Source organism: Rhizobium mongolense USDA 1844 (genome assembly GCF_000419765.1).
Lineage (GTDB): Bacteria > Pseudomonadota > Alphaproteobacteria > Rhizobiales > Rhizobiaceae > Rhizobium > Rhizobium mongolense.
This window is the reverse complement of record NZ_ATTQ01000014.1, coordinates 134,925-150,025: the sequence shown is the minus strand read 5'-3', so window position 1 is coordinate 150,025 and position 15,101 is coordinate 134,925. Positions and strand designations below refer to the sequence as shown.

Annotated in this window: 17 protein-coding genes; 8 read left to right on the top strand and 9 right to left on the bottom strand. The window is 60.6% G+C overall.

The genetic code is table 11. From position 1 onward, the window contains the following. The first annotated feature begins 791 nt into the window (after positions 1–791). Entirely contained in the window at positions 792–1,253 is a 462-nt protein-coding gene (locus A3C3_RS0124965; protein ID WP_028739966.1) for a hypothetical protein, read from the top strand. A 41-nt stretch (positions 1,254–1,294) separates the two neighbouring features. Here the strand turns inward: A3C3_RS0124965 and A3C3_RS0124960 are convergent, their stop codons facing one another. After that, complete coding sequence (locus tag A3C3_RS0124960; RefSeq protein WP_022717306.1) at positions 1,295–2,005, bottom strand: glutathione binding-like protein; 711 nt, start codon at positions 2,003–2,005, stop codon at positions 1,295–1,297. Between the two features lie 214 nt (positions 2,006–2,219). Here A3C3_RS0124960 and A3C3_RS0124955 point away from each other — a divergent pair, with 214 nt between their 5' ends. Continuing rightward, on the top strand, positions 2,220–2,666 hold the full coding sequence (locus A3C3_RS0124955; protein WP_022717305.1) for a DoxX family protein: 447 nt from the start codon (positions 2,220–2,222) through the stop codon (positions 2,664–2,666). A 76-nt stretch (positions 2,667–2,742) separates the two neighbouring features. Here A3C3_RS0124955 and hisG read toward each other — a convergent pair whose 3' ends face one another. The 3 genes from hisG to hisS all read right to left on the bottom strand — a co-directional run bounded on the left by hisG (position 2,743) and on the right by hisS (position 6,326). Further along, a complete protein-coding gene (gene hisG, locus A3C3_RS0124950; protein WP_022717304.1) occupies positions 2,743–3,438 on the bottom strand; it encodes an ATP phosphoribosyltransferase in 696 nt (231 codons plus the stop codon). Beyond that, positions 3,435–4,556 carry an ATP phosphoribosyltransferase regulatory subunit gene (locus tag A3C3_RS0124945; protein WP_022717303.1) on the bottom strand — a complete coding sequence of 374 codons (1,122 nt, stop codon included), beginning with the start codon at positions 4,554–4,556 and terminating at the stop codon, positions 3,435–3,437. Before A3C3_RS0124945 ends, hisG begins: the two co-directional genes overlap by 4 nt. A 177-nt stretch (positions 4,557–4,733) precedes the next feature. Then, on the bottom strand, positions 4,734–6,326 hold the full coding sequence (hisS, locus tag A3C3_RS0124940) for a histidine--tRNA ligase (RefSeq protein WP_022717302.1): 1,593 nt from the start codon (positions 6,324–6,326) through the stop codon (positions 4,734–4,736). Positions 6,327–6,462: 136 nt separating this feature from the next. On the opposite strand from hisS, the gene A3C3_RS0124935 reads away from it, so the two are divergent. The 3 genes from A3C3_RS0124935 (at position 6,463) to copM (ending at position 8,225) form a co-directional block, all read left to right on the top strand. Beyond that, a complete protein-coding gene (locus A3C3_RS0124935) occupies positions 6,463–7,221 on the top strand; it encodes a hypothetical protein (RefSeq protein WP_022717301.1) in 759 nt (252 codons plus the stop codon). A gap of 161 nt (positions 7,222–7,382) precedes the next feature. Beyond that, the gene (locus A3C3_RS0124930) at positions 7,383–7,736 is read left to right on the top strand and encodes a hypothetical protein (RefSeq protein WP_028739965.1); all 354 of its coding nucleotides are present in this window, start codon (positions 7,383–7,385) and stop codon (positions 7,734–7,736) included. Positions 7,737–7,811: 75 nt separating this feature from the next. Further along, positions 7,812–8,225, top strand: coding sequence for a CopM family metallochaperone (copM, locus tag A3C3_RS0124925; RefSeq protein ID WP_022717299.1), 414 nt, complete (start codon positions 7,812–7,814; stop codon positions 8,223–8,225). 83 nt (positions 8,226–8,308) lie between these two features. Here copM and A3C3_RS0124920 read toward each other — a convergent pair whose 3' ends face one another. After that, entirely contained in the window at positions 8,309–9,358 is a 1,050-nt protein-coding gene (locus A3C3_RS0124920) for an aldo/keto reductase (protein WP_022717298.1), read from the bottom strand. A gap of 239 nt (positions 9,359–9,597) precedes the next feature. Between A3C3_RS0124920 and A3C3_RS0124915 the strand changes: the two genes are divergently transcribed. After that, positions 9,598–10,302, top strand: coding sequence for an HAD family hydrolase (locus tag A3C3_RS0124915; protein ID WP_028739964.1), 705 nt, complete (start codon positions 9,598–9,600; stop codon positions 10,300–10,302). Position 10,303: 1 nt separating this feature from the next. On the opposite strand, the gene A3C3_RS0124910 is transcribed toward A3C3_RS0124915, so the two are convergent. Then, positions 10,304–10,807 carry a PPC domain-containing protein gene (locus A3C3_RS0124910; protein ID WP_022717296.1) on the bottom strand — a complete coding sequence of 168 codons (504 nt, stop codon included), beginning with the start codon at positions 10,805–10,807 and terminating at the stop codon, positions 10,304–10,306. Then, complete coding sequence (locus A3C3_RS0124905) at positions 10,804–11,433, bottom strand: DNA-3-methyladenine glycosylase I (protein ID WP_022717295.1); 630 nt, start codon at positions 11,431–11,433, stop codon at positions 10,804–10,806. The genes A3C3_RS0124910 and A3C3_RS0124905 overlap by 4 nt, the downstream gene beginning before the upstream one ends. Positions 11,434–11,644: 211 nt before the next feature. On the opposite strand from A3C3_RS0124905, the gene A3C3_RS0124900 reads away from it, so the two are divergent. Together A3C3_RS0124900 and A3C3_RS0124895 are read left to right on the top strand one after the other, a co-directional pair. Next, complete coding sequence (locus A3C3_RS0124900) at positions 11,645–12,379, top strand: L,D-transpeptidase (RefSeq protein ID WP_022717294.1); 735 nt, start codon at positions 11,645–11,647, stop codon at positions 12,377–12,379. A 136-nt stretch (positions 12,380–12,515) separates the two neighbouring features. Next, positions 12,516–13,187 (top strand): L,D-transpeptidase, encoded by a 672-nt coding sequence (locus A3C3_RS0124895; protein WP_022717293.1) that lies wholly within the window; start codon positions 12,516–12,518, stop codon positions 13,185–13,187. A 97-nt stretch (positions 13,188–13,284) separates the two neighbouring features. Here the strand turns inward: A3C3_RS0124895 and A3C3_RS0124890 are convergent, their stop codons facing one another. Beyond that, complete coding sequence (locus tag A3C3_RS0124890) at positions 13,285–13,713, bottom strand: hypothetical protein (protein WP_022717292.1); 429 nt, start codon at positions 13,711–13,713, stop codon at positions 13,285–13,287. 38 nt (positions 13,714–13,751) lie between these two features. Continuing rightward, positions 13,752–15,062, bottom strand: coding sequence for a glycolate oxidase subunit GlcF (glcF, locus tag A3C3_RS0124885; RefSeq protein WP_022717291.1), 1,311 nt, complete (start codon positions 15,060–15,062; stop codon positions 13,752–13,754). Positions 15,063–15,101 lie beyond the last annotated feature (39 nt).

The following is a 15,101-nucleotide window of genomic DNA, read 5'->3' as shown; positions in this document are numbered from 1 at the left end:
CCGGTCAAGGTCGTCCGTACGGCTCTGCAGAATGCAGCCTCGGTTGCTTCGCTGCTGATCACCACGGAAGCCATGATTGCCGAGCTGCCGAAGAAGGACGCTCCGGCAATGCCGGNCGGCATGGGCGGAATGGGCGGCATGGACATGATGTGAGACTGAGGTCTCGCATCTGGGCCATCCGGTTCAGTTCAGGAAGGGCGGTCTTCGGGCCGCCCTTTTCTTTTGAGCGCGGTTCGCAGCTGCGCACGCGCAGGCAAGCCGTCGACTTGGCAAAACGCTTAACTTGGCCTGTCCTCTTGCCACCACCAGCTCGGAGCTTTCGCGAAGCTTGCGCCGCCAGATTTTTCAACAAATGTTCTAATTTCGCTTAAAGAGGCAATTGTCGGGCAAAAACCATTTCTTTGCGACGTGAAACCACGCAACAATCCATCACAATTTGATTTTTTGTACTTCTCATGCGACGTTTTCCAGCAAAATAGCCGGTTGAAGCGTCTTGGCCGGACGAGGGTTCCGCCCCGAAATAGCCGTTGCCGTTTGGCGAAAAGCTCCTATAAATCCGCGCTGCAGTTTGTGCGTTCGAAGATCGTTTTCACCCGCCAGCGAGGCCGGAACGCGCCGTCTTAACCTGCGCAAACATTCGGCGACGAACGTTTGCGCGACAAGCAAGAGCAAGCCTCAGTGCCCCGCCGGCGATCGAGGTTCCAGACCGCAGGCATGATGCCTGGCGCCGTATGACCCTGTTTCGCTCTGACCGCAGCGCAGCCGAGACTGCGCCCGAACCGGGGAACCCCTTGTTTAAGATCGCCAAAGCAACTGTTGCCGCCCCCCTGATGCCTGGCTCGCTGGACCTGACCCATCGTAGTCAGGATATGCTTGCGCAAATTTCGATCTCCGAGGCCTGGGCCGGCGAATTTTCAAGCGGAATCATCCGCCTTGGCGACTGGAGCAGCATGCTCCATGGCCTTTCGGCACAGGAATGCGGCCTTCTGAGCCTGCTGCGCTGCTATGATCCGAAAGATCGGGGGCATATCCTTGCGCTTTTCGAGCAAGCCACAACACTTTCATCGTCCTTCTGCTTTTCCACCACGATCATGATGCCGAACAGCCTGCGCCAGCCGGTTTTCTGCATGGGCGAATCGAGCGGAGTGGAGGAAAAATTCAGTGGCAGCATGGCGGGGGTCTTCATCTTTCCGCGCTTCAAGCTGGAAGGGGCAAACCAGACGGCAAGCCGGCAACAAGCGCAAGCATCGTAAGAGAAAGGCCGAACATGCGAGGCCCCTTTCTTTAAGCCGGATTACTCCGGCTTCACAGGAATGTTCAGACCCTTGGCGCTTGCCGGACGCGCGATGCAGCGTTCGACCCAGTCCATGACGGAAGGGAACTTCGCGTAGTCCAGGACTTCCCGGCCGCCATAGAAGATATCGGCGCCGCGGATCCATGGGAATGTGGTGATGTCCGCGATGGTGTAGGCGTCGCCCATGATCCACTGCCGTCCCTTAAGGCGCGCTTCCAGTACGCTCAGCAGCCGCTTGGCCTCGTCGCGGTAACGTTCCATCGGATAGGAATTGTTGGCGACCTTGTCGGCCGCGAATTTGTAGAAATGGCCGAACTGGCCGAACATCGGGCCGATGCCCGCCATCTGGAAGAACACCCACTGAATGGTCTCGTAGCGCCCCACAGCATCCGGGGGCAGGAGCTGGCCGGTTTTTTCCGCGAGATAGAGGAGAATCGCGCCGGATTCGAAGAGACCGATCGGCTTCCCGCCCGGCCCGTTCGGATCCATGATCGCCGGAATGCGGCCATTCGGATTAAGCGAGAGGAATTCGGGAGACTTCTGATTGTTGGTTCCGAAGGCGATGTAATGCGGCTCGTAAGGCAGACCGAGCTCTTCCAGGGCGATCGGTATCTTCACGCCGTTCGGCGTTTGCAGCGAATAAAGCTGAATAACATTCCGGTTCTGCGCCGGCCAGCGCTTGGTGATCGGAAATGCGGAAAGGTCTGCCATGCCGTTTTCTCCTGAATGGTGGCCGAACATAGAAGACCGGCGGCGCAAAAGACAAGCCGCTCAACAAAGTGATCGTTTCAGATTAGTGAACAAACCATCCTCTTTTGTTTATCTTTTCATCGCAACCAAAAAAGGCGACAACACCGGGCAATCGGGGTTCAAACGGTGCCGGGGCACGGGGACCTCCAGAGCAATTCAAACGGAGATCGCGTCCATGTCGAATACCAACAACATCGTCCTTCTTGTCGCCCGCATTCTGCTTTCGTTTATGTTCATCATGTCCGGCTTCGGCAAGCTCACCGATCCGGCCGGTACGGCCGGCATGATCAGCGGTGCCGGCCTTCCTGCCGCAACGCTTCTGGCCTATGCCGCTGGCCTCTTTGAGCTTGTTGCCGGGCTTGCCGTCCTCGTTGGCTTCCAGACCCGTATCGTCGGCTGGGCGCTCGCTCTCTTCTGCGCCTTCACCGGCCTCGTCTTCCACAGCGGCACGATCAACGTTCCGGATTTTCCGGCTGCAGCCAATGGCTGGATCAACGTGCTCAACCAGATCATGCTGATGAAGAACCTGACGCTTGCGGGCGCCTATATCCTCCTCGCCACCTTCGGCCCGGGCGCCTTTTCGCTGGATGCACGCCGCGGCGCATATGCCCTCGCCGCCTAAGCGCGCAACATCCTCCCAAGCACCAGAAACCCGCCGTCGGAAGACGGCGGGTTGTTCGTTTGGTTTTTTGCAGACATCAAAGGGCGCTCCGCACCGCCTCTATGATCCTCGCCACCGACGGCTCGCCGGCGTGGCTCTCATTGCGGGCCCGGACGAGGCAGGCTTCCGAGCGCAAGATCACACCGTCGTTCAGCACCCGCAGATGGTTCGCGCCCAAGGTGGAGCCCGTCGAGGTGATGTCGACGATGATATCGGCGGAACCGGAGGCCGGCGCCCCTTCCGTCGCGCCAAGGCTTTCGACGATGCGGTAGAGCTGGATGCCATGCTGGCTGGAGAAGAACTGCTGCGTCAGCCGCCAATACTTGGTTGCAATGGTCAAACGGCGGCCATGGCGGGCGCGGAAGTCGGCCGCGACATCGCCGAGATCGGCCATGGTGTCGACATCGAGCCAGATCTCAGGAACGGCAACCACAACGTCGGCGCGGCCGAAACCGAGGCGGGCGCAGAATTCGACGCGCTTGTCGGCTTCCGCCAGCCCTTCGCGCACCAGGTCTTCCCCGGTCACGCCGAAATCGATGGTGCCGTTGCCGAGTTCGCGGGATATTTCCGAGGCCGACAGGAAGGCGATCTCGACGTCGTCCCAATCCTCGACACGGCCGCGATAGGAGCGGTCATTGCCGACGGCGATGATCCTCATGCCGGCGCGCTCGAAGAGTGTCGAGGCATCGTCTTTCATCCGGCCCTTGGAGGGCAGCGCGATGGTGATGGTCATAGTGCCGCCCTTTCCGTTTCGATGCGGTCGAGCCAGAGCGAGAAGCCAACCGCCGGAATGCGGTCCTTGGCGCCCAGCAGCGTCAACAGCCTGTCGAAGCGTCCGCCGCCTGCGAGCACGGCGGACGAACCTTGGATGCCCACCTCGAAGACAAGGCCGGTGTAATAATCGAGCGGGCGGCCGAAGGCGGCGCGATAATCGATGGAGGCGAGGTCGATCCCGGCATTGCCGAGGGCGGCCACCCGGCCATCGAAGCGAGAGAGCGCATTGCCGAGCTTCAGCCCGGCCGCATCGGCAAAACCGGCCAGAGCGGCCGACGCATTGATGAGCGGCACCCTCAGCGACAGGAATTCTTCGAGCACGCGGAAGGCCGCATCATCGAGGCGCGTTTCGGAAAGGACCAGCTTCTCCTTCAGCCGGCGGGCGATTTCAGCCGGCGAGCGGCTGGCGTTCGAGGAATAGCCTGTTCTGTGCATCGTCGCGTCGATGTGGGCGATGAGTGCTGCCTCGTCGCCGGCGGCGATCAGACGTGCGACATCGTCATCCAGATCGGTCGCGAATTGCGGGCTGACGAGGCTTGCGAGCAGCGCTTCAAGCTGGCCCATATTGCCGAAGGCATGGATCAGCCGCTTCTGCCATCCGAGCGGCAGGCCGAGCGCTTGGACCACGGCTTCGAAGACGGCCTGATCGCCCAGCGTGACCGTGAGGCGTTTGCCAGGAAGAAGCCGCGCCAGGATGCCTGTCGCATCGCCGATCGCGCGGGCGTCGGCGCTGGCGATATTGATGTCGCCAAGGTCTTCGATGCCCGCCTGATAAAATTCGTTTCCACCCTCGCGGCGCTGGCGAAAAACTTCGCCGAGATAGGAATAGCGTTTCGGCGTGCCGGTTGCCGTCTCGATGTGGCGGATGCAGACGGGAATGGTGAATTCCGGCCGCAGGCAGAGGCTGGCGCCGGTTTCGCTTTCCGTCATGAAGATGCGCCGGCGGAGGTCTTCGCCGGCAATGTCGAGAAAGGGCTCGGCCGGCTGGATGACCGGCGTGTCGATCCGCTCCGTGTTGCGGGCGGCAAATTCGTCCAGGAGGTCGTTGGCAAAAACGGGGAGGTTGATCAGGGCCATGGGGTTGCTCCCAAATAAAGTCCCCTCCCCAACCCCTCCCCACAAGGGGGAAGGACTGACCCGCGGCGATCGCCGAAAGAGATAAACAGCGCAGTCGACCAAGCGAATGCTGCGTTGGGCAGGAGGGCGGCGCTCAAAACCCCTCCCCCTTGTGGGGAGGGGTTGGCGAGGGGAAAATTACCCATTGCCGCCCGCCCTCGCGCGATCCTCCGCCTGAGCCGCCAGGATTTCCCTAACCTTGGCCACCAGATCGGCCTCGGCGACGGTCTCCTGCGCCACGCGCGCCTCGCGCCAGCTGGCATTGTCCTCGATCTCACCGGACAAGCGCTTGCCTTCGATCAGGTCCTTGATCTGCGCGACGCCTTGGGCACGCTCATCGCCGCCCTGGATGATGGCGATTGGGCAGCCGCGGCGGTCGGCATATTTCAGCTGGTTGCCGAACTTCTTCCAGTTGCCCTGGAACATTTCGGCGCGGATGCCGGCGGCGCGCAGCTCTTGCGTCATGCGCTGGTAGCGACCCAAAGCATCCATATCCTGGCCGTCCATGACTGTGACGAGCACCGGCTCGATGACCTCGCTCTGGCCAAGCTTGCCGAGGTTCTTCAGCGCCGTCATCAGGCGCGAAACGCCGATCGAGAAGCCGGTGGCCGGAACCGGCTGGCCCATGAAGCGGGAGACAAGGCCGTCATAACGGCCACCGCCACCGACCGAGCCAAAGACAACCTTTTCGCCCTTTTCGTTGGTCACGTCGAAGAGCAGCTCGGCTTCATAGACGGGGCCGGTGTAATATTCGAGGCCGCGGACGACCGAGGGGTCGATCTTGATGCGATCTGGACCGTAATCCGCTGCTTCAACCAATTGCCAAATCTGCTTTAGCTCAAGAACCCCTTCAATGCCTTTGGGAGAATCTTTGAAGTTATTGTAAAGCGTGTCAAAAATAGCCTCTCCATCAATCTCGGCACCGGCCACTGGGTTTTGCGCCAACGATTGTGAACCGAGTGCCGTTTCTGCCGTCTGCAAGGTATTGATGAAGTCAAGTAACCGATCAATCTGCTGCGAAGTCAGCCCCGCGCCCTTGGTGAAGTCACCGGATTCATCCTTGCGGCCTTCGCCGAGCAGCAGCCGCACGCCCTCAGGGCCGAACTTGTCGAGCTTATCGATGGCGCGCAGCACGTTGAGGCGCTGTCCTGCCTTGTCCTCGTCGCCGAGCCCGATGGCCTCCAGCACGCCATCCAGAAGCTTGCGGTTGTTCACCCGGATCACATAATCCCCGCGCTTGATGCCGAGGGCTTCCAGCGTATCGGCCATCATCATGCACATTTCGGCATCGGCCTGAACACCCGGCGCGCCGACGGTGTCGGCGTCGAACTGCATGAACTGGCGGAAGCGGCCGGGGCCTGGCTTTTCATTGCGGAACACGTAGCCGGCGCGATAGGTGCGGTAGGGTAGCTGGATCTCGTTGAAATTCTCCGCGACATGGCGGGCGAGCGGCGCCGTCAGGTCGTAGCGCAGGCTCATCCACTGGTCGTCGTCGTCCTGCAGCGAGAAGACACCCGCGTTCGGACGGTCGCTGTCCGGCAGGAATTTGCCGAGCGCATCGGTATATTCGAAGAGCGGCGTTTCGACCGGATCGAAACCATAATGCTCGTAGACTTCGCGGATCTTCGCGGTCATCTCGTTGACAGCGCGGATATCGGCGGCCGAACGGTCGACGAAGCCGCGCGGCAAGCGAGCCTTGAGCTTTTGTGGTTTCTTCTGCTTCTCGTTCATTTCCAACGCATTCCGCTCAATCGTGACAGTGGCGGTTTCCTAGCGGATTGGGAGGATAGCGGCAAGGGCGAAGGGGCTTGAAGCGCAAGCCAGAATCGAAGATCGAAGGCCAGCCCACCGAATTGCGGGAACGACCATGATTATCGAGGCACTTCACTATCTCGCGACGTTGCCTGTCACGAGCAAGGCGAACCGCAGGTTCATCCGCTATTCCATCAGCCTCTGGTCCCGCGCCAGGCGCTGCAGCCGGGCGTGGGCGGAGCATGAGGAGAACAGCCGCACAGCCATCCTCTCCGCGATGGACGGTCTTCGCGAAACACGCACGGTCGTCGTGCTCGGCTCAGGCCTGCTTTGCGACGTGCCGATCAAGGAGCTTTCGAAGAGCTTCGATACGGTCGTTCTTGTCGATCTCGTGCACGTCGCTTCGGTGCGCCTTTGGCTGAAGACGAATGGCTACCGCAATGTCCGGCTCATCGAGCGCGATCTCTCCGGTTATGACGATCTCGCGGCAGGGAAAGAGGTAGAGCCGCTCGGCTTCTTGCGGTTGGTGCCCTATCTCGACTTCGCGGTCTCGGCGAATCTGCTGTCGCAAATCGGCCGCGGCGTGAAGCGGCGCTATGAGGCGGAAGAGCCGGGCCGGATGCCGGATGACACCGTGGCTCGGCTGATCGACGCTCACCTTTCCGATCTGGCCGCCTTGCCCTGCCGAACCTGCCTTCTGACCGACATCTCCTACGCCGTCATCGACCGCTACGGCAAAACTCACGAGGAGACCGAGCTTTTGCATGGCGTCTTGCCGCCTGCGGCAAACGCCAGCTGGTCATGGCCGGTCGCACCGATCGGCGAGGAAAGCGCTGACTACCAGATCGTCCACAAGGTCATTGCCGCCTACTGAATTAGACGTCTCCGACAATCCCGAATGGACCGAAGACGACGCCAAGGCGACTGGCAAGGGCTGGCAGGGCGTATCAACGTGGCGCTGCGCAAGGCGGCAAAGCTTTGAAATTCACACTTGGGTCGCTTGGCTTCCTTTCCGGGCGTGCCTATCTTGATGGCATGCGTGTCTTCGCCATCACGACGATGCTTTTCGGCTGGCTGTTCTACAGCGCAATGTCCGCGCTGGCGGGCTGTCCTATGTGCGCGTCGATGCAACAGCCCGTCCTGGCCGATACGCACCACGATATGGCCGGCATCGATACGGCCGGGCATGAGACTGGCGCAGCCAAGGATCCGTGCGCAACAGGCGACACGGCTCATATGGCCTTCTGCGCGGTATGTCTTATCGTGCCTCCACTGCTGACGATCGATACAAGCGCGAAGTCTATCTTCGCCTATCCCTCACCGGCTGTTGCACATGCGCTCGCCGATCTTCGCCCTGCACCGCAGGCACCACCTCCCCGCCTTGTCTGAGAAGACTTTCCGCATACCGATCGCGCGGTATCTGCCGCGCAAAAGCACTTATGTCAGACAGAGGAAGGAAGTCCCATGTCTCTGAAAATTCTTGCCCTTACCGCAGTCTTCGCCGTCGCCGCCCCAGCGCTTGTCCAGGAAGCATTTGCCCAGGATAAGCCGATGCACATGAATCAGGATATGCCGATGCATACGAATATGAAGATGGACATGAGCAAGCCGATGGGCGATCAGGGTCCTTCAAGCCGGGCCTTTGCCGAGGCGAACGCCAAGATGCACAAGGATATGGCGATTGAAATGACCGGCGATGCCGATGCAGATTTTGTCCGTAGTATGATCCCGCATCATCAGGGCGCGATCGACATGGCAAAGATCGAGCTGCAATACGGCAAGGACCCGAACATCCGCAAGCTCGCCGAAGCCGTCATCAAGGCTCAGGAAGCCGAGATCGCGGACATGAACGCCTGGCTGAAAGCCCACGGCAAGTAAGGCGTCAGCAAAACCCCCGAAGGTTGTTGTCCAGCTTTCGGGGGTCAGTTCATTCCCGCACCGGGGTTTTCAGTTCGCCGTTCTCAGGCGTGCGGCTCAAACGGTTCCGGGCGGCGGGCGGCACCCTGGCGGGCCAGCATCCAGCCTGGATATTCCGGCGCCAGCGCACTGACCTCGTCGAGCTTGTGCATGTCGCCGGCATCGAGCTTCAGCTTGACGGCGGCAAGGTTCTGGTCGAGCTGATCGATGCGCTTCGCGCCGATGATGACGCTGGTCACGAACGGCTTTGCGAGGACATAAGCGAGCGCAACGGCTGCGACGTTGCTGCCGTGCTTCTCGGCAATTTCGCGCATGACGGCCACGCAGGCCCAGGCCTTGTCCCTGTCCACCGGCGGAAAGTCGAAATTGGCACGGCGGCCTTCGCCGTTGCCGGGCGCACCGGGGCCAAACTTGCCGGAGAGTAAACCGCCGGCAAGCGGCGACCAGACCATCAGGCCGATCTTTTCCTCATTCATCAACGGCACGATCTCCCGTTCGAGATCGCGACCGGCGATCGAGTAGTAGGCCTGGACGGTTTCGAAGCGTGCGAAGCCGCGGCGCTCGGAAATGCCGAGCGCCTTGGCGATCCGCCACGCCTGCCAGTTGGAAACGCCGATATAGCGCACGAGACCACGCGAGATGAGATCATCGAAAGCGCGCAGCGTCTCGTCGATCGGGGTGACGGGATCGGTTGCGTGGATCTGGTAGAGATCGATATGGTCCGTCTGCAGCCGCTTCAGACTGGCCTCGACGGAATCCATGATGTGACCGCGCGATGCGCCGCGATCGTTCGGCTTGTCGCCCATTACGCCGTAAACTTTGGTGGCGATGACGACGTCCTTGCGCGGAACATCGAGGTTCTTCAGCGCCTGGCCGAGCAGCCTTTCGGATTCACCGGAGGAATAAACATCGGCGGTGTCGATGAAATTGACGCCGGCAGCGAGCGAGCGCTCGACGATCTGGCCTGCCGCCTTCTGGTCCACATCGGCAATGGAACCCCACATGGTGCCGCTGACCGCCTCGCCGAAAGTCATGGTGCCGAGGCAGATTTCCGAGACGAAAAGTCCCGTATTTCCGAGTTGATTGTATCGCATGGAGAAATTTCCTTGTGTCGGCCGCAAGCGGCCGCCTGTGGACTGCTGGAACGCTATTTTTTGATTATTGGCCTGCACGTGTCAGGCACAGCCGGGGCTGGCTGCAGGGTAGGCAATATTTACCTAATGCCGATCCTCTGCTTTTCAACGCCGCTGCCACGTGCTGCGACGAAAAAGCAAAAGCCCTTGTCTCGACGCGGCCGCTCAATAGATTGCTTCATGGATTGCAGGAGCTTGAGATGAGCACACATGCGCTGACGACAATCGGCTTCGATGCCGATGATACGCTCTGGCAGAACGAACAATACTACCGGCTGACCGAAGAGCACTTCCGGGAATTGCTCGCCGATTTCGCCGAGGGTCCGAAGATTTCGGAGCGCCTGCTGGAGGCCGAGAAGCGTAATCTCAGCCACTATGGCTTCGGCATAAAGGGCTTCACGCTGTCGATGATCGAGACGGCGATCGAAATCACCGAAGGCAAGGTGCCAACGAGCGTGATTGCCCAAATTCTCGATACGGGCCGCGATCTTCTGTCCCATCCGGTCGAGACCATGCCGCATGTGCGCGAGACGCTTGAAGCGTTGTCTGGAAATTACCTGCTCGTGCTGATCACAAAAGGCGACCTGTTCGACCAGGAACGCAAGCTCGCACAATCGGGCCTCGGCGATTTCTTCGATGCCGTCGAGATCGTCTCGGAGAAGACCGCAGTCACCTATCGCCGGGTTTTCTCGAAGGTCGGCGATGGTCCGGAGCGGGCGATGATGGTCGGCAATTCACTGAAATCCGACATCGTGCCGGCGATTGCCGCCGGAAGCTACGGCGTCTTCGTGCCGCATGAACTGACCTGGGTTCTGGAGCACGTCGACGAACCGAAGGATGCGCCGCGCTTTCGCAAGATCGCCCACCTTGGCGAGCTTGGCAGCTTGCTCGGCGGACTATCTTGACCTATTCGCCGGTGCCGGATTTCGAGGGTGCCGGCGGAAAGAGTGAAGGGCGCTCCGGCTCTTGCGGTGTGGCGGGCTGCGGCTCGCCGACTGGCTGCGGCTCGACGAGCAGCGTATAAGGCGCCCCGAGGCCACGGCGAGGCGAGACCTTGGAATAATACGGCCGCAGAAACCACGTGGTGTTTTCCTTTACGGTCACATCAAGGGTCGTGCCATCCTCGTCCGTACCGAAGAAAGCTTCGTCATCCGTCTTCGAAAGGTCGAAGATCGCAAGAAAGGCGAATTGGCTCTTGGTCGTGAAGCTGATCTTCACGCGCTGACCAGCGCGCACCGGCAGAGTATAGACATCGCTGTTGCCGAACTTGGTCCAGCCTTTGATCTGCATGGTAACGGCCGGAAACTGCAACTTCTCGAGCTTTTCGCCAGGGTCGAGTTGCGGCGCCTGAGCAAATGTCGCCGTGGTGGACAACAGGACTGCCGCAACGGTTCCGACCCACACTTTCACGGGCGTACCAATGCCGCGCGCATCGCCTCCACTTCGGCACGGCAGAAGCAGCCTTCGATATGATCGTTGACGAGACCCATTGCCTGCATGAAGGCATAAACTGTGGTCGGACCGACAAAGGTCCAGCCGCGCTTCTTCAAATCCTTCGATATCCTTACCGAAACCGGCGTCGTCGGATTGGCGGCAACATGCTGGCGGTCGACGAGGGCCGGACGTTCGTGGAGTTGCGGCTCATAGCTCCAGAAATAATGCGCGAGCGAGCCGAATTCGGCCCTCAAAGCGATCGCGTGCCGTGCATTGTTGATTGTCGAGGCGATCTTGCCGCGATGGCGGACGATGCCGGGATTGGCAAGGCAGCGCTCGACATCCCGCTCGTCGAAGAGCGCAATCTTTTCGAAATCGAAGCCCGCAAAGGCGACGCGGAAATTCTCGCGCTTGCGCAAGATCGTCAGCCAGGAGAGGCCGGACTGAAAACCCTCGAGGCAGATTTTCTCGAAGAGGCGGACATCGTCGGTGACCGGCCGGCCCCATTCCTCGTCGTGATAGCGCAGGTAGTCGGGGAGATTCGCGTGCCAATGGCAGCGGCTCTTGCCGTCGTCGCCGGTGATGATACCCGATTCGCTCATTCTTCTCCGCCGTTCCTGCGCTCAGAATTCGGCTTTACCATTTAGAAACCTTGTTTCCAAACCGAAGAGTAACCCTGACGAAAAGTTTATTGCCGAGGCCGGCTTTTAATGAATCGATCTTTACCATTCGGTGGCGGGATGATGGCAGCATTCTCTCAGGCAGAAATGCCGCCCTCATTGCATTCTCGGTCATTTGTAGAGAGTCCGTCCGATGATGAAATCCGTCTTGATTGCCGCCGGCCTGATCGGCCTTCTTGTCTCGCCGGCGCTCGGCGACGATCGTTATGCGAGCCGCCCGCCGGTCGTTCTCAGCCCCGACCTCACCGCGCCGTGGCTCAACCAGCTCGGTGGCGCCGTTCGTCCCGTCGTCTATCAGCGCCCGGCCGTGCAGCAGCGCGGCTTCTTCCAGCGCCGGTTCTTCCGCCGGGCACCGGCCGTGCAGCAGGTTGCGGCCGTTCGTCCCGGAGTACCGGTGATCCGCCATCAGATCGAGCCGCAATATCTGCCGCAGATGGTCGACTACGAAACCAAGGAAAGGCCGGGCACGATCGTCATCGACACCAATAACCGCTTTCTCTATCTCGTGATGGCAAATGGCAAGGCCCGGCGATATGGCGTCGGCGTCGGCAAGCCGGGCTTCGAGTGGGCCGGCGCGCACAAGATCACCCGTAAGTCGGAATGGCCGGCTTGGACGCCGCCTTCCGACATGATCAGCCGCGAAGCCGCGAAGGGCCATTATCTGCCTGCGCGCATGGATGGCGGCCCGGAGAACCCGCTCGGCGCACGCGCCATGTATCTCGGCTCGACGCTCTACCGCATCCACGGCACCAACGCACCCTGGACGATCGGCAGCGCCGTCTCGTCCGGCTGCATCCGCCTGCGCAACGAAGACGTTGTCGACCTTTACGAACGCGTCAACGTGGGCACGCGGGTTATCGTCATGTAACACCCGGATTTAGTTGCGCTCTGCAAGAACATCCCGCCAGCATACTCGAAAAGTGCAATGGCGGCGGCAACTGATCTTGAATCAGGCTGAAGTTCAGGTAGCTTCAGCCCGATCTTGCTTTTGAGGGGAATCAATCATGCTGAAAGTCGCCTCCGGCCTTGTGGCCGCCGGCATTGCGTTTTCCGTCGCAATAATGCCCGCCGTTGCCCAACCAGCGCACGATGCTGCGCCGGTCGTCCGCGTCGCGCAGTCGAAGTTCGTCAAGCCGCAGTATAAGCGCAAACTCGTGCGGCTCGTGACCGACGAAGCACCGGGGACGATCATCGTCGATACCAACAACAAGTATCTTTACTTCGTCGAATCGAAGAACCGCGCCACGCGCTACGGCATCGGTGTCGGCCGTGATGGCTTCGGCTGGTCGGGCGTCGTCAAGGTCGGCCGCAAGGCGGAATGGCCGAGCTGGACGCCACCGGCCGAGATGCGCGTCCGCGAAGCCCGCAAGGGTCATATTATTCCCGCCTTTCAGGAGGGCGGCGAGGACAATCCGCTCGGCGCACGCGCCATGTATCTCTACAAGGGCGGACGCGACACCATTTTCCGCATCCACGGCACCAATCAGCCCTGGACGATCGGCCTCAACATGTCTTCCGGCTGCATCCGAATGATGAATAATGACGTCATCCATCTCTATTCGCGCGCGCCGGTCGGCACGAAGGTGATCGTCATCGGCCCCGGCGACAAGCAAGGCAACATCGCCTTCCAGGACAGGGGCATCGACGTGCTGCGCACCATCTTCGGCGGCGGCTGATACGTTGCTGATTACTTGATCGCGACGGGCGGCCTTGTGCCGCCCTTTTCATATTGACGTCAGGCAAGATTGTTGCGGCCCGTTCAAGCCGTGCGGCTCACTTGGAGCCGCAGCTGACCTTGCCGCTGGCGGTGAACGGCTTTCCGTCATCGCTGACCATCAGTCCGTAGGTGCCCGAAAAATTCTTTCCCCGGCCTTCGGCCAGAATGACGAGGCTCAGTGACTGGTCGGCGTCTTCGCTGCCATCATCGAAAATTTCGAGGCGGAGTTCACCATCATGCGACCAGCGGTTCGTGAGTTTGCTGGAATCGAACACGCGTTTCCTGAAGGCCTCGGGAACCGAGTTGTTCTTGACGATCAGGGCGCCGCGGAAATGATTGAGCCTGTGGCCGGCCTCGTCCTGAAAGCCGCTTTCGATCGTGAAGCGCGCGCTATTATCGTCCGTTGAGCAGAAGAAACGGCTGTCGGCGTGAGCGGCCCCTGCCGCGCCAAGCAGACCTGCAAGCAATATGATTGTACGCCTCATAGCGCTGAACTCCGTGACCGGCCGAAAACCGGCCCGACTCACGCTAGCGGAAAACCTCTTAATTTTTGCGGTATATCGCCGCCATAGGCCCAATCAAGCAGCTCAATCGTATGCAGAATCGGGATCGCTGTGCCGGTCGCGATCTGCGTGATGCAGCCGATGTTTCCGGTCGCAATCACATCCGGCTTCGTCGCCTCAATGTTCTTCACCTTGCGCACCTTCAGCGCCGCGGAGATATCCGGCTGCATGATGTTGTAGGTTCCAGCCGAACCGCAACAGAGATGGCCTTCCGCCGGATCGCGCACCGTGAAGCCGGCCGCCTTCAGAAGCTGTTTCGGCGCCATGGTGATCTTTTGGCCGTGCTGCATCGAGCAGGCAGAATGATAGGTGACCGTCAGGCCCTTCGGCACATTGGCAGGCAGGTCGAGCGATGCCAGGAATTCCGTTATGTCCTTCGCCAATGCCGCCACGCCTGCCGCCTTTTCTGAATAGGCAGGATCAAGACGGAGCATATGGCCGTAATCCTTGATCGTGGTGCCGCAGCCGGAGGCGGTGATGATGATCGCGTCCAGACCACCCTTCTCGATCTCGCGCGTCCACACATCGACGTTTGCCCGTGCGCTTGCAAGCGCCTCCTCCTCGCGGCCCATGTGATGCACCAGCGAGCCGCAGCAGACCTCGCCGGCGGGCGCTACGACCTCGATGCCGAGGCGGGTCAAAAGCCTAATCGCCGCCTCGTTGATCGCGGGATCGAGGACCGGCTGAGCGCAGCCCGTCAGAATTGCGACCCGGCCGCGCTTTTCCGCCTTCGCAGCATGGACCGCCGGCAGCGAGAACGGCGACGGCGCCGGAATATGTTTCGGCGCAAGTGCCAGCATCGCGGCAAAGGGCTTCAAGGCCGGCGCACGCATCAGGCCCTGAAGCGGCCTACCGATTTTCGCAAGCCTCAACGCCAGGCGGAAGCGGCCCGGATAGGGCAGTACCGCCGCCAGGATGGCGCGCGTGAACCGGTTCATGAAAGGACGTTTATAGGTCTTTTCGATGTGGGCCCGGGCATGATCGACCAAATGCATGTAGTCGACGCCGGAGGGACATGTCGTCACGCAGGCCAGGCAGGAGAGACAGCGGTCGATATGTGTAACCACTTTGCCATCCGCGGCCCGGCCGTTTTCCAGCATATCCTTGATGAGATAAATGCGGCCGCGCGGGCTGTCGAGCTCGTTGCCGAGCGTCACATAGGTGGGACAGGTCGCGGTACAGAAACCGCAATGCACGCATTTGCGCAGAATCTTCTCGGATGCGGCGACGTGCGGATCGGTTAGCTGCTCGGCGGTGAAGTTGGTTTGCATCAGGCAACTCCCGGCCGTGGGGAGGCATCCCCCCCTGTG